Genomic DNA, 21,516 nt, shown 5'->3' with positions numbered 1-21,516 from the left:
GCTCAGAGCGGGCGATAGCTGCTGGAAGCTGGTGTGCAGTTACTGATGACCGTTTGAGAGGCGGCCGGCACTCTGCATGGCCTGTTCTCTCGCAAGGCAATGACCCAATCCGGAGCCCAGGCTCCGGATTTTTTTATGGCGAGGTAATAAAGGCAGGGGCATAAAAAAGACCGCTCCGGGGAGCGGCCAATTGCCACCAAGGCAATCTGCGGGGTAATCCCCTTGTTGTTGATCGGCAGGGCGGGAGCCCGTCCTGCCGGGTGTTGTTGCGTGCCTTGCCGAGGGATGGTCCCGGTCGGCACGCGGCTTGGTTACTGGGTGACGGCGCCGCCCTGCTGCTCTTTCAAGAAGCTGATCCAGGGCGAGGCGCGACCGCTGACGTTGCCGTTCTGGGCAGCCTGGGTGAAGGCGGAGAGTGCCTCCTTCGGCTTTTGCTGCTCAAAATAGGCAACCCCGGTCAGGAACTTCAGATCCGCCCGCTGCTCGCCGCTGGCGTTGGCGGCAGGCTTGGCGGCGAAGGTCACCAGATCCTGGTAGCGCTTGCTCTGGATCATCATGCGCGCCATCTTCAACTGCAGATCGGCACTGGGGGCCAGCTTGTAGGACTTGGCCAGGGTGTCGATGGCCGGGTCCAGCTCCTTGGCCTGGTGCCAGTAGTTGGCCAGCGTCTTGTAGTTGGCTGCGTTGCTCTCGATGGTCCCTTCCTTCATCGCCTTCTCCATCACGCGGGCGGCGCGGTGGGGAATGCCGGCGAAGGCCAGGTAGTTGGCGAGGCGCTGCAGCTCGCTGGCTTCGGTCAGCATGCCGAGGTTGTAGGCGCCTTCCAGCGCCGCCAGGGCCTTGGCATCGTTGCCCGCCTGCATGTGCATGGCCGAGAGCTGGGTCCAGTACTTCTTCTTCTCCGGGTAGCGGTCGACCAGTGCGGTCAGCACCTCGGTAGCCGGCTTGTACTGCTTCAGCTCGTAGTGGGCCGCCATCTTCAGCAGGTACCAGGACTCCGGCGCCTTGCCCGCGGAGAGCTTGATCGCGTTGTCCACCGCCGGAATGGCTTCTCGATACTGCTTGAGCTGCACATGGGCGTTGGCCAGCGTGATGTAGGCGTGCGGGGTCGGCTTCTCGTCCTTGCCGAGGTTCGCGAACCACTGGTTCATGGTGCTGATGGAGGCCTTGAAGTTCCCCTCCGCCATGTAGAGCTGGGCCAGGTTGTAGCGCACCTGCTGGGCCACCGGCTGGGGCAGCCCACCAGTGGCGATGGCATCGGCGAAGTACTTGGTCGCCTGACCGTACTTCTCCTGTTGCGCCGCCACGAAGCCCAGGGTCTGCAGAATGACCCCCTTGTCGTAGACCCGCTCGCCGGCGCCGGACAGCGCCTCCTGCAGCTTGGCATTGGCCTCGCCGTATTTCTTCTCGGTGATCAGTGCCTGCGCCTTGTTGACCGCGCGGTAGGCGCGGTCAGAGAGGGCGGGCTGCTCGGCGGCCCAACCGGCGGTGCTGAGCAGCACCGCCATGGCGACCGGGGCGAGGATCAGGGTGTGTAACTTTTTCATCGCCACCTTCCTTAGTTGGTCGCAAACTCGATCTCTTGCTGCATGCGACTGGCCTGCGGCTTGCCATCCACCATGGCCGGTTTGAACGTCCATTTGGCGATGGTCTGGCGCGCTGCCTTGCCGAGGTCGTAGCTGCGTGGCTCTTCCTTGACGATCCGCACGTTGCTGACGGTGCCGCGCTCGGTGACGGTGAACTCCACCAGCACCTTGCCGGAGGCGAGGCCGGCCAGCGCCGCCTTGCGGGGCATCATGGGCTCGAAGGTCGCCAGCGGAATGGCGCCGTTGTTGCCACCCATGCCGCCGCCACCGCCGCCGGTGCTGTAGGCACCGAGGGCGTTGCCGCCGCCGATGTTGACCGGGATGTCGAGTTTGGGCATGTCCATCGGCGAGCTCTCCATCTGCGGCCGATCCGTGCTCGCCACTTCCATCTCGGGAGGGGGCGGCGGGCGTTTCGGGGGCGGCGGTTTGGGCAGCTCACGTTGTCTCTCTTGCAGGGTCTCCTGAGGCTTGAGGCGAATGAAGTCGGTCATGGTGACGTCCTCCTTCTCCGTCAGCTCCCGGTGATCCGGCGTGATGAGCTTGTTCATTCCCAGGAACAGGAAGAACACCACCACGCAGGAGACCGCTAACGATATCAGGTATCTCATGGCATTCGCTCCGGCATCAGCTGCTCTTGTCGGCGGCGATGGAGATGTTCTGGACACCGGCCATGCGGATCTGATCCATGACCTGGACCACCAGACCGGAACGGGATTCGCTGTCGGCCTGGATCACCACGGCGCTCTCCGGGTTCTCTGCCCGCAGCCGCTCGATGTTGGCACGCACGGCACCCACTTCGACGATGCGCTTGTCGACCCAGACCTGGCCGTTCTCGCGGACCGCGACCATGATGTTCCCCTTCTTCACCGTTTCGGCCGTGCTGGCGCTCGGGCGGTTGATCTCCACGCCGGACTCCTTGACGAACGAGGTGGTGACGATGAAGAAGATCAGCATGATGAACACTATGTCCAGCATGGGGGTCAAATCGATGGCCGCCTCATCAGCACTGCTGTCGCTGTGACGTTTTCTCATGGCAAAAACTCCTTGCTTGTTCTGTGCCCCCGCCAGAACCGGGCCCGGCGGGGGAGTGCATCCTGCATCAGCCGTGTTTCAGGTTGTCTTCCAGCTTCTGCACGGCCAGCTTGGCCTTGTGATCGAGCCGGCTGACAAAAAACAGACCGGAAAGGGCGGCAATCATGCCCGCCATGGTCGGTACCGTCGCCTTGGAGATCCCCGAGGCCATTGCCCGCGGTGAGCCGGTGCCGGTGATGGCCAGGGTGTCGAACACCTGCACCATGCCGACCACGGTGCCCAGCAGTCCCATCAGCGGGCAGAGGGCGATCAGCACCTTGATGACCGGCATCCCCTTGTCCACCGCCATGGCCACCCGGGAGACCAGCTCGCGGCGGATCTGCCTGGCAGACCAGGAGAGGTGATCGCTGCGGGCCAGCCAGGCGGCCTTGGTCTGCTTCACCTGTTGCGGGTAGACCGCCATGAAGTAGAACCAGCGCTCCAGCAGCAGGGCCCACATCATCAGGGTCAGGAAGAACAGGGCGACCAGCACGTCGCCCCCCAATCCCAGAAACCGGCGGACCGACTCGACTTCTTCAATCAACCAGAACCACATGGGTGACTCCTTACGCTGCGGCTTTGGAGGCGTGCAGACGTTCCTGATAACGGGCGACGAAGCCGGCGCTCTGCTCTTCCAGCACCTGGATCAGACGGCGGCTCTGGGTCTGTACGATGGTGTAGAGGAACAGCATGGGCACCGCGACCACCAGACCCTGCATGGTGGTGACCAGGGCTTCGGAGATACCGCCTGCCATCAACTTGGGATCGCCGGTACCGAACAGGGTGATGGCCTGGAAGGTGGCGATCATGCCGACTACGGTACCCAGCAGACCCAGCAGCGGTGCCACCGAGGCGATCAGCTTGATGATGCTGATGCCCTTCTCGAACTTGGGCACGTTGCGCAGGATGATCTCGTCGAGCTTGGACTCCAGATCCTCGATGTTGTCGCCACGGTGCGCCTGGTAGGCGCCCAGCATCTCGCCGATGGGGTTGCCCTTGATGATCTGATCGGATTTCAGCTGCTTGCGCATGGATCCACCGATGAGGGAGAGGCGGGCACCGCAGAACAGCGCCAGCAGGGTGCCGATGACCCCCAGTGCCAGGATCACGTAACCCACGGAGCCGCCCTGATCGATGCGCTCTTTGAGGGTTGGCGACTGCACCAGCAGGGAGAGGATCACGCCGCGGGACGGGTCGATGAAGATGGGTTCGACGCTGCCGCCGCCCTGTTCAAACTTGGCGACCGGTTCCAGCACATTGCTCTCTGGTTGACGGGAGAGCTGTTCGAACTTGCCGGTCTCCGGCACGAAGGTGAGGTACTTGCCTTCGGAGACGGTGTTGAACTCGCCGATCTGGGTGACGGTCTTCTCGGCCTGGTTGCCTTCGCCATAGACCACGGTGGCCGGGATCTGGCTCACCTTGCCACCATCGACCATGCGGCTGAGGGTAGTGGTCCAGAAGGCGGTCAGGTCATCGCTGGAGGGGAGCTCCTTGCTCTCGGCCAGGCGTGTCAGCAGGGCGGTCTGCTCCGGATGCTCGACCCGACGGGCGGAGGCGTTGAAGATCCCCTTGAACTCGCCGGCGAACTGGCGCAGTACGCCGAACATCTCGCCCATGTTGCCGGAACGCTGGCGCAGGGTCTCGGTCAGCTCGGTCAGCTGCTTGTCATTGGCATCAAAAGTGGCCTTGAGCTGCTCGCCTCTGGCGGTCTCGGCAGCCAGGTCGGCCTTGGCCTTGGCCAGCAGGGCGGTCTGCTCGTTCTTGTCGGCCAGGAAGCGGGCTTCCCGCTCCTTGTTGAGCTGGGATTCAGTGGTGCTGGCAGCCTTGACCTGATTGAGCAGGGCGTTCAGATCCACCGGTTTCTCGGCGGCGGTCACCGGCAGGGTGACCAGGGTAGCGCCCGCGATCAGCGAGGCGATGGCAAGTTTGATTCCTTTCATGATGCTTTCTCCGCAGTTTGAACCGGCAGCTTGATGAGGGCGGGAGGCGCCTGCTTCTTGGCGATGCGAAGGCCCTGTTCCACTGCACTGCGATACTCCTGGGGCAACTCTTCCCACTGGCGGGTCTGCTTGTTCCACATGCCGGTTTCCTGGCCGTCCGGGGACTGGTAGAGCAGGGCGATGCGGCCGACGCGCAGGAACTCGTAAGTCTTCTCGCTGCCATCCTTGTCCAGGCTGGCCTTGTAGGACTCGATGGTGCGGCTGAAGCCCTCCTCGATCTGATAGGCCTCCAGGATCTTGCGGTACTTCTCGGAGATGGTGACATCGGCCCGGTTCATCAGGTCGGTCAGGGCCGCCACGCGGTCCTCCCGCTCAACCTTCTGGAACGGCAGGTCCAGCGAGACGAACTGGTCGAGGGAGTCGATCATCTTGAGCATCAAGGGCACCACTTCGGTGCTGGTCTGATCGATCTGGGCGATCTGGCGCTGCATGGAGGCCAGCTCGCTGCTCTGGGATTCGACCATCTTGCCCACCTGCTCGTTGTAGGTGCGCAGGCTGTCGACCTGGCGCAGAGCGGCCTTGTACTGGGCGAGGGCGGATTCGGCAGAGTCGGCGTAGTTGTCGATCTTCTGCTGGGAAACTTTGGATGCATTGTCGGTGGCGGCTTGAGCGTCCACTGCCTGGCTGGCAGAGGCGGCACTCAGATTGAAGCTGGTCAGCAAGGCAGCAGAAACCAGGCTGCCGAGGAGCGCTTTCTTCATTGTAATTGTCCTTGTTTTCATAGGATTACCCTATCTCCGTAACTTCCTTGGACGTTGGGCAAAGCCGGCCCGACCGGGCCGGCTTAGGTTGGTATATCAACGAGAGTTGATTAGAACTTCTGGGTGTAGTCGAGGTAGACGATGCGTCCGTCGATGCCGTAGAGATCTTCGTCGTAGGTGAAGCCGTCGCTGGAGAGCGAGGGGCCTACGTTGAACATGTTCTTCACACCGGCTTGCAGCTTGCCGTTCCAGGGGGTGTCAACACCGACGTTCAGGTTCCAGGTGGTCTGGGAGGCGATATGGCCCTCGGTCCGACCGTCAACATAGTCCTGGCTCTGGGAGTCGATATAGCTGGCACTCAGGTAGGTATCCATGTTCCACCACTGCGGCACATTGACCCCGACACCGGAGTTGAAGCGCAGTTCTGGCTTGGCGTTCCAGCCCTTCTTGTCGACCATGGGACCACCGGCGAACAGACCCTCTTCGTATTTCAGAATGTAGGTGCTGCCGAAGTCGTAGCGCACGGTCGCGACGTTGAAGTCGTACTTGTAGTCAGCCTTGAAGTCCAGACCGCTGGTCTTGAGCTGGCCCAGGTTGACCATGCCGGCGTAAACCTGCTCCACATCGCCGTTGGCATCGCGGATGACGTTCGGGTTGCTGCCGGTGTTCAGCTCCTGATAGAACTGGGTCTGGGTGGTGGCCAGCTGGATCACGTCATCAATCTTGATGTAGTAGTAGTCCAGCGAGAGGTTGAGGTCGTCGATCGGGCTGTAGGCGGCACCGATGCCGAAGGTGTCAGCCGTCTCTTCCTTCAGGTTCTTGTTGGATTGGCGAACCGTGGTGTACTGCTCTTCCGGGCAGTTGGCCACACCGTTCTTCTGGCAGGAGACATAGTCCTTGGCGAAGTCGGCGGAGTCGGCATCGGCCGCGTACAGGTCATCCAGACCCGGAGCGCGGAAGGACTGCGACCAGGAGGTGCGGAACAACAGGTTGTCCAGCGGCTGATAGCGCAGGCTCGCCTTGGGCGAGAAGGCGCTGCCAAAGTCGCTGTACTTGTCGAAACGACCGGCCAGGTTCAGCTCGATCTGCTCGGTGATGGGGATCAGGCTCTCGATATAGGCAGCGAAGACGTCGCGTACACCACCGCCCGAGTTGCCGGAAGAGCCGATGACGTTGCCGGCCGCAGACTGGCTGTCATAGGTGTCGGAGTAGACCCAGTCGTTGTACTCGGCCCCCAGGTACCAGCCGATGGGGCCGGCCGGCAGTTCGCCCATGCTCCAGCCCAGGCCACCGTACCACTGGAAGAAGTCCATCTTGGAGGTGCGGCTGGTGTCGTAGGAGAGGCTGTTGGTGGCGGCACTGGAGAACTCGCCGTTCTTGAAGTTGCCGCTGTCGACCTCCTGCTGGACCGACGGATTCAGCACATAGCCGGTCCCGCGGTTCTTGTTGTCGGTCTTGGAGTACATGTAGCCCGCATTCCACTCCACATCGCCCACCGCTTCGGTCGGCAGTGTGCCTTCGAAGCCCAGGTTCATGCTGCCGGTCAGGTCGGTGACGTCGTTGTCACGGGGGCCGACGTTGCTGAAGCGATAGTAGACGGTAGCCTTGTCGCCGATGAAGCCGTTGTCGGCCAGCAGCTGGGCGCCGCCCGGGGTGGTGCCGTCGATGCTGAAGGGACCGGCGGCCGGGGCGAAGCGGCCGAAGCTGGTGACCCGCGAGCCGATCAGCTGGGGTACGAAATCGACGTTGTCATTGATGTGATAGCGGCCGTTGACATAGACGGTGTCCCGGGTACGGGAAGCGGTCTTGGCGGCGACCTGGGCAAAGTCGAAGCGGCAGGCGGTACCGACCGGCACGAAGCCAGGACCGGTATTGGCGCAGTCGATGCCGTCCAGGGTACGGGTGACCGTCTTGCCGGTGGCGGCATCGATCCCCTTGATGTTGCGGCCATACAGGCTGGGAGCAGAAGAGCCCTGCAACGCCAGGTAGTCGCGATCCTTGTAGTAGATCTCGTCCTTGACGTCGTGCTCGTACACCATCATCAGGGCACCCTTCTCCCCGGTGATGCCGCTGACGATGGAGCCGCTCTTCTCGTCACCACCCTCTTCGGTGGGAGAGCCGATACGGCCCTGGAATTCCAGCCCTTCATAGTCCTGTTTCAGGATGACGTTGATGACACCGCCGATGGCATCGGAACCGTACAGAGCCGAGCCGCCGTCCAGGTTCACTTCTACCCGCTCCACCGCCGCCATGGGGATGGAGTTGAGGTTGATGGCGCTGCCACCCATGGAAGGAGAACCGGCGACCCGCTTGCCGTTGAGCAGCACCAGGGTGCGCTCTGAGCCAAGCCCGCGCAGGCTGACGGTGGCCTGGGATTGTGCTGAGCTGCCGGAGGAGGGGGAGATACTACCGAAGGAGTTGTAGGAAGCCTGCTTCAGGTAGTCGGCTACGGTCTGCTGACCGGATTGTTCGATCTTGGCCTTGCTGACGGAGACAACCGGGGTGGCGCCTTCCACGTCGACACGGGAGATGCGCGAGCCGGTAACCTTGATCTTCTGGAGTTTTTCGACGTTTTGGCCTTCTTCGGCCAAGACAGGGGTGGCCACTACTGCCGCGCTCGCCAAGGCAAACGCAACGGCAGCAGAGAGTCTGCTTTTCCTAAGCATCGCTTATATCCTTCCTGGTTGTTTTTTTGTTTGCTTCCATACCGCCCTCGTTGGGGCGATGCGTAAGGCTTATCAAGGTTTGGCGGTTGACGTCAATTGAGGCGGTACGGATGGGGGCGTGGCGGGTAATAAGATGACTATGTTTTATTTGTTCGCATTTGGCAGAGATTTATTCTGATTTGGTAACGTTTTCCTATGTAAAGGTTTTGTTAAAGTAAATTGATTCCAGTTTATCGATTAATTTTGAACTTATCGATAAGGGTGGTGTCTTTCTGGGTTTTATATTGTTGAGTTAGGTGTTTTTAGCATTATTGTCTGTTTTGGTAGTGTGTTCGGCTGAGGTTCAGGCTGGGCGCCGGCTGCCTATTTATATGCAGCCATATAGAGAAGGTGTTCTTTTGTGGATTTTTTTAAGCTGCTGTTTTTAATGGGTTATTTAATTTTCTTGCTGGTTTTTATCTGTTTTATTGAATTATTAAACGTTATTTAAGTTGTTCATCTTGTAGTTTTTTATCTTGAAGTTGCGAATTTCAGAAAAAACTCACGATAAATTCCACTGCGCAAGCCGGGACCAGAATGCACCCCTAGTTCTACTTGATTTTTGTTGCAGAGCTTTTACAGTGACCGAGCGGATAGTCTGTCAATCATCGGCTATTCAGTGAGTAATGCCAGGAAGGACGGGCCCGTCACCGGATGTGACTGGCCATAAAAGAACAACAAGGACGAGGTTCCACCATGCTGTCGTATTTCCTACGTCGGATGCTTTTGATCATCCCGACGTTTCTCGGTATCACCCTGCTCGTCTTCACCATCACCCGTTTCGTGCCGGGCGGTCCGGTCGAACGCATGTTGCTGCAGGCCCAGGTTTCCCAGAATGAGTCCGGTCGCTCCAGCGGCAGCAAGGGGGCGCAGGCGCTCTCCGACGAGCAGATCGAGGAGCTCAAGGCGTTCTACGGCCTCGACAAGCCCATGCTGGTCGCCTATTGGGAGTGGCTGCAGAAGCTGGCGGTGCTGGATCTCGGCGAGTCGACCCGCTATTACGAGCCGGTGTGGGATCTTATCAAGGACAGGTTGCCGGTGACCGCCTTCTTCGGGCTGGCCACCTTTCTGCTGAGCTATGCCGTCTCCATCCCGCTCGGGGTGGCCAAGGCGCTCAGACACAACACCCGCTTCGATTCAGTCAGCTCCATGCTCATCTACATGGCCTATGCGTTGCCCGCCTATGTGGTGGGCATCTTCCTCATCACAGTGTTCGCGTTTCATCTGGAGTGGCTGCCCATGGGGGGCTTCCCGGGAGACGAGTTTGACGGGATGGAGAACAGCTGGGATCAGATCCGCACCCTCTTCGCCCACGCGCTGCTGCCGCTCATCGCCTATGCCATCGGGGATTTCGCCATCCTCACCATGACCATGAAAAACAGCCTGATGGAGAACCTGTCGGCGGATTACGTACGTACCGCCGTGGCCAAGGGCTTGCCGTTTCGCAAGGCGGTGACCGATCACGCCATGCGCAACAGCCTGATCCCCATCGCGAGCCACCTGGGATCTGTGCTCACCGTCTTCTTCGGCGGATCCTTCCTCATCGAGACCATCTTCAACATCGACGGCATCGGCCTGCTTGGCTACGAGGCCATCGTGGAACGGGACTACCCCACAGTGATGGGCATTCTGGCCATCACCTCCATGCTGATGCTGGTGGGCAACATTGTCTCCGACATCTGTGTCGCCCTTGTCGATCCCCGCGTGCGGTTTGGAGAGTGAACATGAACCTGAATCCGGTAACGCTGAAAAAACTCAAGCGTTTCAAATCGATAAAACGCGGCTACTACTCCTTTATCATCTTCACCACCCTGGTGCTGCTCTCCCTGCTGGCGGAGCTCTTGGTCAACAGCCGGGCACTGATGGTGAGCTATCAGGGGGAGCTATATTTTCCCACCTATGGCGACGTGATCCCGGGTCAGCAGTTCGGGCTCGATTACGAGTACGAGACCAATTACCGCCAGCTCCAAGACAAATTTTCCGCAGAGGGCAAGGGGAACTGGGTGCTGCTGCCACCTGTGCCCTGGAATCCCTATGAGCAGGACTTCAAGCAGGACGCCTACCCACCCTATGCGCCGAGCCTGGCCGAGCGCCACCTGCTCGGCACCGACACCAGCGGCCGCGACGTGCTGGCGCGGCTGGTCTACGGCTTTCGCATCGCCATCGGCTTTGCCTTCATCGCGCTGGTGGCCAGCTACGCCATCGGCGTCACCATCGGCTGCATGATGGGCTTTCTCGGCGGACGCTTTGACCTGGTGCTGCAGCGCTTCATCGAGATCTGGTCCCAGGTGCCGTTTCTCTACGTCATCATGATCCTGGTGTCGCTGGCCAAGCCCAATTTCGGCCTGTTCGTGGCCATCAACGTATTGTTCGGCTGGATGGGCATCACCTGGTACATGCGCACCCTCACCTACAAGGAGCGGGCGCGGGACTACGTGATGGCGGCGCGGGCCCAGGGGGCCGGTACCGGGCGGATCATCTTCAACCACATTCTGCCCAATACCCTGATGATGATCGTCACCCTGGCGCCGTTTGCCGTGGTGGGCAACATCTCCACCCTGACGGCGCTGGACTATCTGGGCTTTGGCCTGGCCCCGCCCACCCCGAGCTGGGGGGAGCTGCTCTCCCAGGGGATCAACAACCTGGATGCCATCTGGATCGTGAGCTCGGTGGTGGCGGCGGTGAGTCTGGTGCTGATCATGGTCTCCTTCATCGGCGAGGCGATCCGCGAGGCGTTCGATCCGCGCAAATTTACCCGTTATCAGTGACCTGTGGCGCACTCAAGGCGCCGGGTCGCTCACCCTTAAATTGATAAACCCCCAGTGCAGGGGTATGACCAGGAAGTCAAACATGAACAATAAAATCAAATGGATAGGTGCTCTATTCTTGTTGGTGAACGGGACCTGGGTGTGGGCGGCCAGCCTGCCTGCGGATCTCAAGTGGGAAACCAACGACACCGACCCCGTGTTCGCCTCGCCCAAGGCGCTGCCCGGCGGCAGCATCACCATGTTTGTAGACAGCTTTCCGCTGACGTTTCGTACCGTGGGACCGGACTCCAACGGCGCGTTCCGCTCCTTCATCATGGACAACCAGCTGAGGCTCATCAGCTTCCATCCCAATACCGGCAACCCCATCCCTGCGCTGGCGACCCACTGGGCCATCGCGCCGGACAACCAGACCGTCTACTTCAAGCTGGATCCGCAGGCCAAGTGGTCCGACGGCAAGCCGGTGGTCGCCGATGACTACACCTTCGGCTACGAAATGATGCGTTCCAAAGACATCAAGGGGCCCTGGTTCAACAACTACTACACCACCGAGGTGGTGGCGGTGGAGAAGATTGACGACCACACCATCCTGGTCAAGGCGGGTACTCGCAAGGCCAAACTGGATCTGCTCAACACCACCGAGCTGTGGCCTCAGCCCAAGCACTACTACAAGCTGACCCCCAACTGGGTGAAGCAGTACAACTGGGCCGTGGTGCCCACCACAGGCCCTTACGTGATGACCGACGTGAAGAAGGGCAAGTCCATCACCTTCAGCAAGCAGAAGGGGTGGTGGGCCCAGAACTATCGCTACAACCAGCACAGGTTCAACCTCGACACCATCAAGGTGCAGGTGATCCGCGATCACAACATCGCCTTCCGTCACTTCCTGAAAGGGGAGCTGGATACCTTCGAGATGATCCTGCCCAACTGGTGGCATGAAAAAGCGGTCACTCCCGAGTACAAGCAGGGATACGTGCAGAAGGTGATGGCCATGACCGACACCAAGCAGGGCGGGCAAGGGCTGCATCTCAATATCGCCACTCCCAAGCTGGCGGACATCAACGTGCGGCTCGGCATTCAGCATGCCCTCAACATCGACAAGATGATCAAGACGGTGCTGCGTGGCGACTACGACAGAGCCACCACCTTCGGCTCGGGTTTTGGCGAGTTCACCGACATGCAGCTGCCGGAGCGGGCCTATGACATCAGCAAGGCGCGCGACTACTTTGCCAAGGCGGGCTACAGCAAGCCGGGGCCGGACGGCATCCTGCAGAACGACAAGGGTGAGCGACTGACCCTGGCGCTCACCTACACCAGCCAAGAGCACTCCAAGCGGTTGACCGTGCTCAAGGAAGAGGCCAAGAAGGCGGGGCTGGATCTGGAGCTCAACCTGGTGGACGGCGCCACCGGCTTCAAGGCAATGCTGGAGAAGAAACACGAGGCGGCCTGGATGGGCTGGGCCGGCGGCGGTCTCTATCCACAGTATTGGGAGTCGTTCCACTCCGCCAACGCCAACAAGCCGCAGACCAACAACCTGTTCAACGTGGCCGACAAACAGCTCGACGCGCTGATCGACGCCTACAACGTCGAGTTCGACATGGCCAAGCGGGCCGAGCTCTCTCGCCAGATCCAGCAGCGCATCTATGACTTGGCCATCTTCGTGCCCGGAGTCCAGCTCAACTACGTGCGAGCCAGCAGCTGGCGTTACGTGATGCTGCCCGAGGTGCCCGCCACCAAGAACACGCCGGATCTGCTCTACTGGCCCATGGACGGCTACCCCCACAGCAGTGGCGGTCTGCTCTGGCTCGATCCCAAGGTGAAGGAAGAGACCCTGAAAGCCAAGGAGGCAGGGGAGGCGCTGGCGCCCATCAACCTGCTCGACAAGACCTATGCACGTCACTGATATGGCGCAGAAGGGAGCAGCAGTCATGCCCAACACACAGGCTCCCCACCCGGGCGCCCGGGATCATGGGAGGCAGCTCGGCGTGGATGATGGCCAGAGCAAGGCCCCGATTCTTGAGGTGCGCGATCTCGAGGTGGAATTTGCCGTCGACGACGGCAAGATCAAGGTGCTCGACGGGGTCAGCTTCCAGGTTGCCCCCGGCCAGACCCTGGGGGTGGTCGGCGAGTCCGGCTGCGGCAAGAGCGTCACCTCGCTCGCCATCATGGGGCTGCTGCCCAAGCCCCATGGTCAGGTGGTGGCGGGTTCCATCCGTTTTCAGGGGGAGGATCTGCTCGCGCTGTCACCGGATCAGATGTACAAGGTGCGCGGCAACCGCATCTCGATGATCTTTCAGGAGCCGATGACGGCACTCAACCCGGTGCAGACGGTCGGCGATCAGCTGATGGAGGTGTTCCGCCTCCACCGTCCCGACTACAACAAGGCCCAGCGCAGGGAGGCGGCCATCGCCATGCTGCAGAAGGTGGGGATCCCCGAGCCCGCCCAGCGCTTTGCCGTCTATCCCCACAACCTCTCCGGCGGCATGCGCCAGCGGGTGATGATCGCCATGGCGCTCGCCTGCGAGCCGGCGTTGCTCATCTGCGACGAGCCGACCACGGCGCTCGATGTCACCATCCAGGCCCAGATCCTGGAACTGATGAAGGAGCTGCAGGCCCAGACCGGCATGGCCATCATCTTCATCACCCACGATCTCGGGGTGGTGGCGGAGCTGTGTGACGAGGTGGTGGTGATGTATGCGGGCCGGGCGGTGGAGCAGGCCGACGTGTTCGAGCTGTTTGACCACCCGCGCCATCCCTATACTCATGGTCTGATGAGCTCGATCCCGCGGCTCGAGGATGAGCCCAAGAGCCTGCTCAAGACCATCAAGGGGCAGGTGCCCGCCCTGCACGAGATGCCCGCCGGGTGCCGTTTCTCCAACCGTTGTCCCCATGCCACCGAGATCTGCGTGAGGGCCATTCCGGCCACCGAGCAGCTCGCCGAGCGGCACGGGGTGGCCTGCCACCACTGGAGGGAGCTAGCCGTATGAAGACGCTTTTATCGGTGCGCGACGTGAAGCAGCACTTCCAGCTGGGCGGCGGCTTGTTGCGCAAGAAGTACCACGTCTACGCGGTGGACGGCATCAGCTTCGATCTCAAGCAGGGGGAGACGCTGGGGCTGGTGGGCGAGTCCGGCTGCGGCAAGTCGACCCTGGGGCGCACCCTGCTCAAGCTGTTCGAACCGACCGCCGGCACCATCACCTTCGAGGGGCGTGACATCACCCACCTCTCGCCCAAGGAGATGCGCTCCCTGCGCCAGGAGATGCAGATCGTGTTTCAGGATCCTGCAGAATCCCTCAACAGCCGCCACACGGTGGGGCAGATCCTGGAGGAGCCCTTCGTCATCCACGGCAAGGGCAACGCCGAACAGCGGCGGGTCTGGGTACAGGAGCTGCTGGAGAAGGTGGGGCTGCCTGGCAGCGCGGTGGATCGCTATCCCCATGAGTTTTCGGGCGGCCAGCGCCAGCGCATCGGCATCGCCCGGGCCATCGCCCTCAAGCCCAAGCTGCTGGTCTGTGACGAGGCGGTGTCGGCGCTGGATGTGTCGGTGCAGTCCCAAATAGTCAACCTGCTGCTCACCCTGCAGCGGGAGATGAACCTCGCCATCATCTTCATCGCCCACGACCTGTCGGTGGTCAAGCACATCTCGGATCGGATTGCGGTCATGTATTTGGGCCGGATCGTCGAGCTGGCCGAGGCGCAGTCGCTCTATCTGGCGCCGCGTCACCCCTATACCCAGGCGCTCATCTCGGCCATTCCGGTGCCGGATCCGCGTCGGCGCAGCCAGCGCATCTTGCTGACCGGTGATGTGCCATCCCCCATCTCGCCGCCGAGCGGTTGCCACTTTCACCAGCGCTGCCCCTATGCCGGCGAGCTGTGCCGCACCCAGTCACCGAGTCTGCAGTCGTGCGACGGGGCCGGTCACCAGGTGGCCTGCCACACGCCGTTGCCGCTGGCCGAGGCGATCCCCCTGGGAAAGGCGGTATGATGCCGGTGCCCGCATCGCAGCAAGATGGCACGGGAAACAAGGAATAAAAAATGGGGCCTGCGGGCCCCATCTTCATGGTTGGAGTTCAGGTTTGGCCGTGGAACATCTGGCCAGGGCAGGACAGCGCCCCGAGAGGGGATGGCTGCTGTGTGGATTGCTGTTGTTTGTAATTTTACTACTTAAATGCCCGGTAACTCTTTCACGAAATTGGCCGCTGGTGGTATCAGGCGCCATAACGGAAGTAGTAGTTGCGGGTTGACGGTGCATAGGTATCTTTCTCTGCCACGCCTTTCTTGCTGGTTACACCCTTCAGGTGGAACAGTACTGCCAGATTCTCAAACATATTTTCACCTCATCGCTCTGTCGTTGACTTGTTATCTGTGACCTGGGTCACGCTTTGATCTTATGGCCTTATGTGAGCTGGATCAACTTTTTGTGTTGTAAATTTACATAAATCATGGAAAGGGTTTTCAAATCCAGCGCTGCTTATGGAGACGGTTTCAGCAGGCACTCAGGTTGCGGTGCTGATGGCCAGGCTGACAGGCCTGGGTGAGTGGGAGATGGGGCAGAGCAGCAAAGCTGCAGATCTGTCTGGCGGTTTCTAGGGGAAGCACGCCAAAGGCTGGTGGGCGCAGGCAAAAAAATACCCCGCACCTGGCGGGGTATGTGGTGTGGCCGGTCGGCCTTGACCTGCGGGCTTATTTGGCCGGGATCTGTTCCAGCACGTGAACCAGCAGCTGCCAGAAGCGCTCGACCGCCGGAATGTGTACCTTCTCGCCCGGCGCGTGGGCGCCGCGGATGGTCGGGCCGAAGGAGACCATGTCCCACTCCGGGTAGGCGCTCTTGAACAGACCGCACTCGAGGCCGGCGTGGATCACCATGACGTTCGGCATCTCGCCGAACAGGGTCTGGTAGCTGCTCCGTACCAAGGCCATTACCGGGGAGTCCACGTTCGGTGCCCAGCCCGGGTAGGCGCCGGTAAACTCGCAGCTGGCGCCAGCCAGATTGAACAGGGAGCGGGTCATCTGCTCGACGCTCTCGCGACCGGAGTCGATGAGGGAGCGGATCAGGCACTGTACGTACACTTCGCCATCCTGGGTCTTGATGACACCCAGGTTGGTGGAGGTCTCGGTCACGCCCGGGATGGCATCGCTCATGCGGATCACCCCGTTCGGGCAGGCCATCAGGGAGTCCAGCAGGCGGGCCTGCAGGGACTCGCTCATCAGCTGGGCAGGTTTCTCCTGGGCGGTGAGCAGCACGGTCAGGTTGGCTTCGGTGGCAGCCAGCTCGCTCTGGTAGATGCCGGTGTAACGGTCGACCAGGGCCTTGAATTCATTGACGCTGGCGGCGGGTACCAGCAGCTTGGCACGGGCCTCGCGCGGGATGGCGTTGCGCAGGGTGCCGCCGTGGATCTCGGCCAGACGCAGGCCCAGCGGCTCGGCGGCCTTGAGCAGACGCACCAGCAGCTTGTTGGCGTTGCCGCGGCCGCGATGGATGTCGACCCCGGAGTGACCGCCGCGCAACCCTTTTACCTGCAGCTCGAAACCTTCGCCTTCAGTGGCGGCAACCTGCTCCAGCGGGAAGCGGATATTGGCATCCACCCCGCCGGCGCAGCCCATGTAGACCTCGCCATCCTCTTCTGAGTCGGTGTTGAGCAGGATCTCGCCCTCCAGCCAGCCCGCTTCCAGACCGAAGGCGCCGGTCATGCCGGTCTCTTCGTCGGTAGTCAGCAGCACCTCCAGCGGACCGTGCTTGATGCTCTTGTCGGCCAGCACGGCCAGGCAGCCGGCCATGCCCATGCCGTTGTCGGCACCCAGGGTAGTGCCGCGGGCGGTGACCCATTCACCGTCGATGTAGGCATCGATGGGATCCTTGGTGAAGTCGTGCTGGGTGTCGGCGTTGGCCTGGGGCACCATGTCGATGTGGGCCTGCAGCACCACCGCCTTGCGGTTTTCCATCCCCGGCGTGGCCGGTTTCTTGATGATGATGTTGCCGACGGCATCTTGCTTGACCGCCAGCCCTTCCCCTTCGGCCCACTGCATGATCCAGGCGCTCAGCTGGGCTTCGTGCTTGGAGGGGTGGGGGATGGAGCAGATCTGTTCGAAGAAGTGCCAAATCAGTTTGGGAGAGAGAGAGCTAAGCTGTGCCACGTCGGGACTCCTTACCAGCACGGAAAATGACAGAGCCCCGGCAGCGGGGCGAGGAAGAGGATAACGATAATACAGTCAATCACACAAAAATGTGAGCGATCAGCGCAAATTGCGGGCAGCTTGTGCTGGCAAGTGGGGGATTGGCAGCGAACTGCTCCGATGGGGGCAAAATGAGCCAGCACAAAAGATTTTTTGTGATTCACATCACAAAAATATTGAGTTTATGGCGCCGACTGGTAAATTAACGACCGTGGTTCGCCACCCGTCAGGATGACGATGAATGCCTCCAGGGAACCGAAGCAAAGCAAGTGCGCCTCCATGGAACCGAGTGTCCGTTCAAGGATCTGAACCCGCATAAAGGTACGTAACTTGTTAAGCAATCAGGAGTTTATTATGTCAGGCAGCAATTCAACCTATTGGTTCGCCCAGTCTCTTTATACCCAGGGCTTCAGCTACCCGAACCCCTACGCCAACCGCCGTTAAGGCAGGTGCCGGCCGGGCTGACAGGCAGATCGAAAACAGCAGGCGAGTGAGGACTCCATCCTCCCCCTGCTATTTTTTTATCTGTTGCTCGGCAAACCCCGCCGGGGAGAGGGCAAAGAGGGAGTCAGCCGGACTTGCTTCGATTTTTTTCCTGCATTTCGCATACGTTTGCCAGTCAATTTATCCGCAAACGATGGTATCATGCCCGCCCAACAGCCTGTCTGCGGTCCTGCCCCCTCTGTGACATGACCGCCAGCTCTGCCCATCCTGCTTCCATTGCATCTGTTTTCGCTGCCGAGGGTCTTCTCCCGAGGCGGCCGCGGTGCAAGCCGAATTTGGGGAAAAGGGCCGTCAGTATTAACGAAATCACGTGCGTCGGCACGGGGTTTAAAGTCTTAAGTGATTGTTTTTATAACTCGTTGAGATCGATAGTATGCCGAAAAAGTTTTATGTGTCGTGGGACAACCTGCAACGTGAAGCGCGCCGTCTGGCCCGTCGTCAACTGCCTGTCAGCCAGTGGAAAGGGATCATCGCGGTCAGCCGTGGTGGCCTGGTTCCGGCGGCGCTGATGGCCCGTGAACTTGGCATCCGCAACGTCGAAACCCTCTGCATCTCCAGCTACGACCACAACAACCAGCGCGATCTGGTGGTGGTGAAAGCCGCCAGCACCGCGGGTGACGGCGAAGGTTGGCTGGTGGTGGAAGATCTGGTGGACACTGGCACCACTGCCAAGGTGATCCGCGAGCTTTACCCCAAGGCCAAATTCATCGCCATCTTCGCCAAGCCCATGGGCGAGCCGCTGCTGGATGATTTCGAAGTGGCCATCCCGCAGGACACCTGGATCGAACAGCCGTGGGACATGGCGCTGGAGTTCGCCACCCCCATCTGCGACGAAGAGTAAGCCGCAAAGCTGCTGCAAAGGGCCCCTGTATGGGGCCCTGTTTTTTTGTGGTGCAACTGGCTGCCCGGCGGCAAAAGTGGTTAAGATGGAGCCATTGCATGACAGAAATGAGTAACAGCTTTGGACTTGAACGACGACCTCAACCTGACCGAGCAGCTCTTTACCCGGGTCAAGAAGGTGCTGGAGACCTCCGAAGTCTCCAACTCCAGCCCGGTGGAGGAGCAGGATCACAATGTGGACGAGAGCTTCATCGACGGTTCCATGTCAACGCGCTGGTATCGTCTGCTGCGCCGGCCGACCTGGGCCTGGCAGGGGGCGGATCCGGTCGAGGTGGAGCAGACTCTGGCCCGCATCGCCATGGGCGAGGGCGAGCGTACCCACGAGCGCTTCCTCGACACCATCAAGGGTTATGTGCCCGGCAACTGGGTCTATGAGTGGAGCCAGCTGGCCGGCCGCTACTTCAACCGGGGTCGCGAGTTGGTGGCACAGGGCGAGCGGGGCGCAGCCCTGAAAAGCCTGCTCAAGGCGGTGCGTTACTACTCCATTGCCAGTTATCCCCACCTGAAGAATGACGAGCTGGCGGATCAGGCCCAGTTGCTCGGCAACATGGCCTACCGCGAGGCGGGCCGCCTGTTCAAGGTGCCGCTCAAGGAGCTCCAGGTGCCGTTTCGCGGCAAGCACATTCAGGGCTATCTGCATTTGCCGACCACCGACAAGCCGGTACCCCTGGTCATCGTCAGCGGCGGCATCGACTCGCTGCAGGTCGATTTCCTCAATCTCTATCTCAAGTGCCTGGAGCCCAACGGCATCGGCATGCTGTCGCTGGACATGCCGGGCATCGGTTATGCCGAGCACTGGCCGCTGGTGCAGGACACCAGCCGGCTCCACCAGGCGGTCTTGAACCATCTCTCCGAGGTGGCCTGGGTCGATCACCAGCGCATCGCCATGGTGGGATTCCGTCTGGCGGGCAATGTGGCGGCGCGCCTCGCCTTCATCGAGCCATTCAAGCTGCGGACCGTGGTCTGCATCGGTGCCGGCGTCAACCAGGTGTTTACCAATCATGAGATGTTCGCCCGCTGCCCGCGCATGATGCGGGACGGGCTGGCCAACCGCCTCGGCGCCGATGCGGCCGAGTGGGAGTCGCTGCGCACCAAGTGCCAGGTATTTTCACTCAAGACGCAAGGATTGCTGGGGACTCGCACTTCCGTGCCGATATTGAGTATTGGACACAAGCGAGATTTCATTTGTCCCGAGCAGGATGTACGGGCATTGGCCTCCGCCAGCCGCAACGGCAAGGCGGTGGTGTTCGACAAACAACCCTTGCTGGAGGTGTACGACGAGGCGTTGAAAGAGATGGTCGACTGGCTCAAGAAGCACTTATGTACATGATATAGCGCTAAAATTTATCGTCATCCCAGGGTGACGTGGCTTGTTCAACAGGGAGGTTAACATGTCAGAAAGAGTGACCTACAAGCGACTGCTGAGGCAGTTTGCCGCGATTGGCCCCTATTTACGTGAGGACCTGTGTGAAGAGGGGCGTTACCGTTTCGACTGCCTTTCCGTCTGTGTCAGTGCCAAGCCGGCACCGGACAAACGGGAGTTCTGGGGCTGGTGGCTGGTGCTGGAGCAAGACGATCACAGCTTCAGCTACCACTATCAGGTCGGCTTCTACAATGCAGACGGGGAGTGGCTCGACAAGCCGTTGCCCAAGAAGCATCAGGTGGAAGTCGAACGCACCCTCAACCACTTCTACAAGCTCATCAACGACAAGCTGCACCAGCTTGGTTGCCAGCTCGCTCCCGCCGAGCAGGTCACCAACGAGCTGACCGTCACCGCCGCCTGATGACCCGCCGCCCCGCCAGCCACCCATCGGCTGGCGGGGCATTTCTTTGCCGTGCTGCCGGCCATCCCGATTTCCCGCCTGCCGGGCGGCGTTAATTGCCTTGCAGGGCAACAGGGCCGTGGGTATAAAGGGATTCCTTACATTTCAGCCTTTTTGCTCCCATGGAAAACAGAACCATAGTCGTCAAACTGGGCACCAGCGTGCTCACCGGGGGATCTTCCCAGCTCAATTGTGCCCACATGGTCGAGCTGGTCAGACAGTGTGCAGCCTTGCACCGTCACGGCCACAGGGTCGTGATGGTCACTTCGGGGGCCATCGCCGCCGGCCGTGAGCATCTGGGCCACCCTCCGTTGGCGCCAACCCTGCCCAACAAACAGATGCTGGCGGCGGTGGGCCAGACCCAGCTGATCCGGGTCTGGCAGGATCTGTTCAACCTCTATGGGCTGCACATCGGCCAGATGCTGCTGACCAGAGCCGATCTGGAGGACAGGGAGCGCTACCTCAATGCCCGCGACACCCTGCGCACCCTGCTGGATCACCGCATCATCCCGGTCATCAACGAAAACGACGCCGTGGCCACCGCCGAGATCAAGGTGGGTGACAACGACAACCTCTCCGCTCGCGCCGCCATCCTAGCCGATGCGGATCTGCTGATCCTGCTTACCGACCAGAAGGGGCTCTTCACCGCCGATCCGCGCACCAATCCGGATGCCCAGCTCATCGAAGAGGTACAGACCATAGACGACACCCTGCGCAAGCTGGCGGGTGACAGCGTCAGCGGGCTCGGCACCGGCGGCATGGCCACCAAGCTGCAGGCGGCCGACGTGGCGCGCCGCGCCGGGGTCAACGTGGTGATCGCTACCGGCCAGATGCCGGAGGTGGTGGGGCGCCTCGCCAGGGGCGAGCGCATCGGCACCCTGTTCCCGGCGCTGGCTTCTCCGCTGGAAGGACGCAAGAGCTGGATCCTGGCAGGGCCGCCCCCTCACGGCGAGGTGCAGGTGGACCAGGGGGCTGTCGCCGCCATGCAGGAGAAGGGCTCCAGCCTGCTGCCCAAGGGCATAGTGGCGGTGAAGGGGGATTTCGTGCGTGGCGATGTGGTGCGCATTCTCGATCCCAAGGGGGCCGAGCTGGCGCGCGGCATCTGCCGTTACAATCATCTGGAGCTGGATAAACTGCGCGGCGTCCATTCGGACAACATCGAACAGGTGCTGGGCTACGGCTACGGCGCCGTTGCGATCCACCGCGACGACATGGTGCTGCTGTGAGGCGTCAGCCGCTGCAGAGCATGGGCAGCGGCACACCAGGATAAGAGAGGCGCCGCCATCA

At 61.0% G+C, this 21,516-nt stretch carries 17 protein-coding genes; 9 read left to right on the top strand and 8 right to left on the bottom strand.

Annotated elements, in window-relative coordinates; genetic code table 11:
• Positions 1-311: 311 nt before the first annotated feature.
• From AB5Y98_RS05610 to AB5Y98_RS05580, 7 genes are all read right to left on the bottom strand, one after another.
• The gene (locus AB5Y98_RS05610) at positions 312-1,547 is read right to left on the bottom strand and encodes a lipopolysaccharide assembly protein LapB (RefSeq protein ID WP_124249677.1); all 1,236 of its coding nucleotides are present in this window, start codon (positions 1,545-1,547) and stop codon (positions 312-314) included.
• A gap of 11 nt (positions 1,548-1,558) precedes the next feature.
• On the bottom strand, positions 1,559-2,194 hold the full coding sequence (locus AB5Y98_RS05605) for an energy transducer TonB (protein ID WP_005297832.1): 636 nt from the start codon (positions 2,192-2,194) through the stop codon (positions 1,559-1,561).
• Positions 2,195-2,210: 16 nt separating this feature from the next.
• Complete coding sequence (locus AB5Y98_RS05600) at positions 2,211-2,618, bottom strand: biopolymer transporter ExbD (protein ID WP_005297833.1); 408 nt, start codon at positions 2,616-2,618, stop codon at positions 2,211-2,213.
• Between the two features lie 67 nt (positions 2,619-2,685).
• The gene (locus tag AB5Y98_RS05595) at positions 2,686-3,213 is read right to left on the bottom strand and encodes a MotA/TolQ/ExbB proton channel family protein (RefSeq protein ID WP_005297834.1); all 528 of its coding nucleotides are present in this window, start codon (positions 3,211-3,213) and stop codon (positions 2,686-2,688) included.
• Positions 3,214-3,223: 10 nt separating this feature from the next.
• Positions 3,224-4,597, bottom strand: coding sequence for a MotA/TolQ/ExbB proton channel family protein (locus AB5Y98_RS05590; RefSeq protein WP_005297840.1), 1,374 nt, complete (start codon positions 4,595-4,597; stop codon positions 3,224-3,226).
• Positions 4,594-5,358 carry a DUF3450 domain-containing protein gene (locus AB5Y98_RS05585; protein ID WP_005297842.1) on the bottom strand — a complete coding sequence of 255 codons (765 nt, stop codon included), beginning with the start codon at positions 5,356-5,358 and terminating at the stop codon, positions 4,594-4,596. The genes AB5Y98_RS05590 and AB5Y98_RS05585 overlap by 4 nt, the downstream gene beginning before the upstream one ends.
• Before the next feature lie 110 nt (positions 5,359-5,468).
• Complete coding sequence (locus tag AB5Y98_RS05580; protein WP_124249675.1) at positions 5,469-8,024, bottom strand: TonB-dependent receptor; 2,556 nt, start codon at positions 8,022-8,024, stop codon at positions 5,469-5,471.
• Between the two features lie 735 nt (positions 8,025-8,759).
• Between AB5Y98_RS05580 and AB5Y98_RS05575 the strand changes: the two genes are divergently transcribed.
• The 5 genes from AB5Y98_RS05575 (at position 8,760) to AB5Y98_RS05555 (ending at position 14,813) form a co-directional block, all read left to right on the top strand.
• Positions 8,760-9,785, top strand: a complete 1,026-nt coding sequence (locus tag AB5Y98_RS05575; RefSeq protein ID WP_010633023.1) for an ABC transporter permease subunit — start codon at positions 8,760-8,762, stop codon at positions 9,783-9,785.
• A 2-nt stretch (positions 9,786-9,787) separates the two neighbouring features.
• Positions 9,788-10,831, top strand: a complete 1,044-nt coding sequence (locus AB5Y98_RS05570) for an ABC transporter permease subunit (protein ID WP_043170341.1) — start codon at positions 9,788-9,790, stop codon at positions 10,829-10,831.
• Positions 10,832-10,913: 82 nt separating this feature from the next.
• Complete coding sequence (locus AB5Y98_RS05565; RefSeq protein WP_208201350.1) at positions 10,914-12,731, top strand: extracellular solute-binding protein; 1,818 nt, start codon at positions 10,914-10,916, stop codon at positions 12,729-12,731.
• A 25-nt stretch (positions 12,732-12,756) separates the two neighbouring features.
• A complete protein-coding gene (locus AB5Y98_RS05560) occupies positions 12,757-13,815 on the top strand; it encodes an ABC transporter ATP-binding protein (protein ID WP_042007445.1) in 1,059 nt (352 codons plus the stop codon).
• Complete coding sequence (locus AB5Y98_RS05555) at positions 13,812-14,813, top strand: ABC transporter ATP-binding protein (protein WP_017781039.1); 1,002 nt, start codon at positions 13,812-13,814, stop codon at positions 14,811-14,813. Before AB5Y98_RS05560 ends, AB5Y98_RS05555 begins: the two co-directional genes overlap by 4 nt.
• A 698-nt stretch (positions 14,814-15,511) precedes the next feature.
• On the opposite strand, the gene AB5Y98_RS05550 is transcribed toward AB5Y98_RS05555, so the two are convergent.
• Entirely contained in the window at positions 15,512-16,963 is a 1,452-nt protein-coding gene (locus AB5Y98_RS05550; protein WP_024941440.1) for an aminoacyl-histidine dipeptidase, read from the bottom strand.
• 916 nt (positions 16,964-17,879) lie between these two features.
• Here AB5Y98_RS05550 and gpt point away from each other — a divergent pair.
• The 4 genes from gpt (at position 17,880) to proB (ending at position 21,455) form a co-directional block, all read left to right on the top strand.
• A complete protein-coding gene (gene gpt / locus AB5Y98_RS05545) occupies positions 17,880-18,347 on the top strand; it encodes a xanthine phosphoribosyltransferase (RefSeq protein ID WP_005297888.1) in 468 nt (155 codons plus the stop codon).
• A gap of 120 nt (positions 18,348-18,467) precedes the next feature.
• Complete coding sequence (gene frsA, locus AB5Y98_RS05540; RefSeq protein WP_005297890.1) at positions 18,468-19,736, top strand: esterase FrsA; 1,269 nt, start codon at positions 18,468-18,470, stop codon at positions 19,734-19,736.
• A 61-nt stretch (positions 19,737-19,797) separates the two neighbouring features.
• Positions 19,798-20,190, top strand: a complete 393-nt coding sequence (gene crl / locus AB5Y98_RS05535; protein ID WP_054545465.1) for a sigma factor-binding protein Crl — start codon at positions 19,798-19,800, stop codon at positions 20,188-20,190.
• A gap of 161 nt (positions 20,191-20,351) precedes the next feature.
• Positions 20,352-21,455 (top strand): glutamate 5-kinase, encoded by a 1,104-nt coding sequence (gene proB, locus AB5Y98_RS05530; protein WP_368231482.1) that lies wholly within the window; start codon positions 20,352-20,354, stop codon positions 21,453-21,455.
• Positions 21,456-21,516: the final 61 nt, after the last annotated feature.

It is taken from the genome of Aeromonas sp. s3 (assembly GCF_040907805.1).
In the GTDB taxonomy this organism is placed as follows: Bacteria; Pseudomonadota; Gammaproteobacteria; order Enterobacterales; family Aeromonadaceae; genus Aeromonas; species Aeromonas dhakensis.
This window is presented reverse-complemented; position numbering and strand designations above follow the sequence as displayed.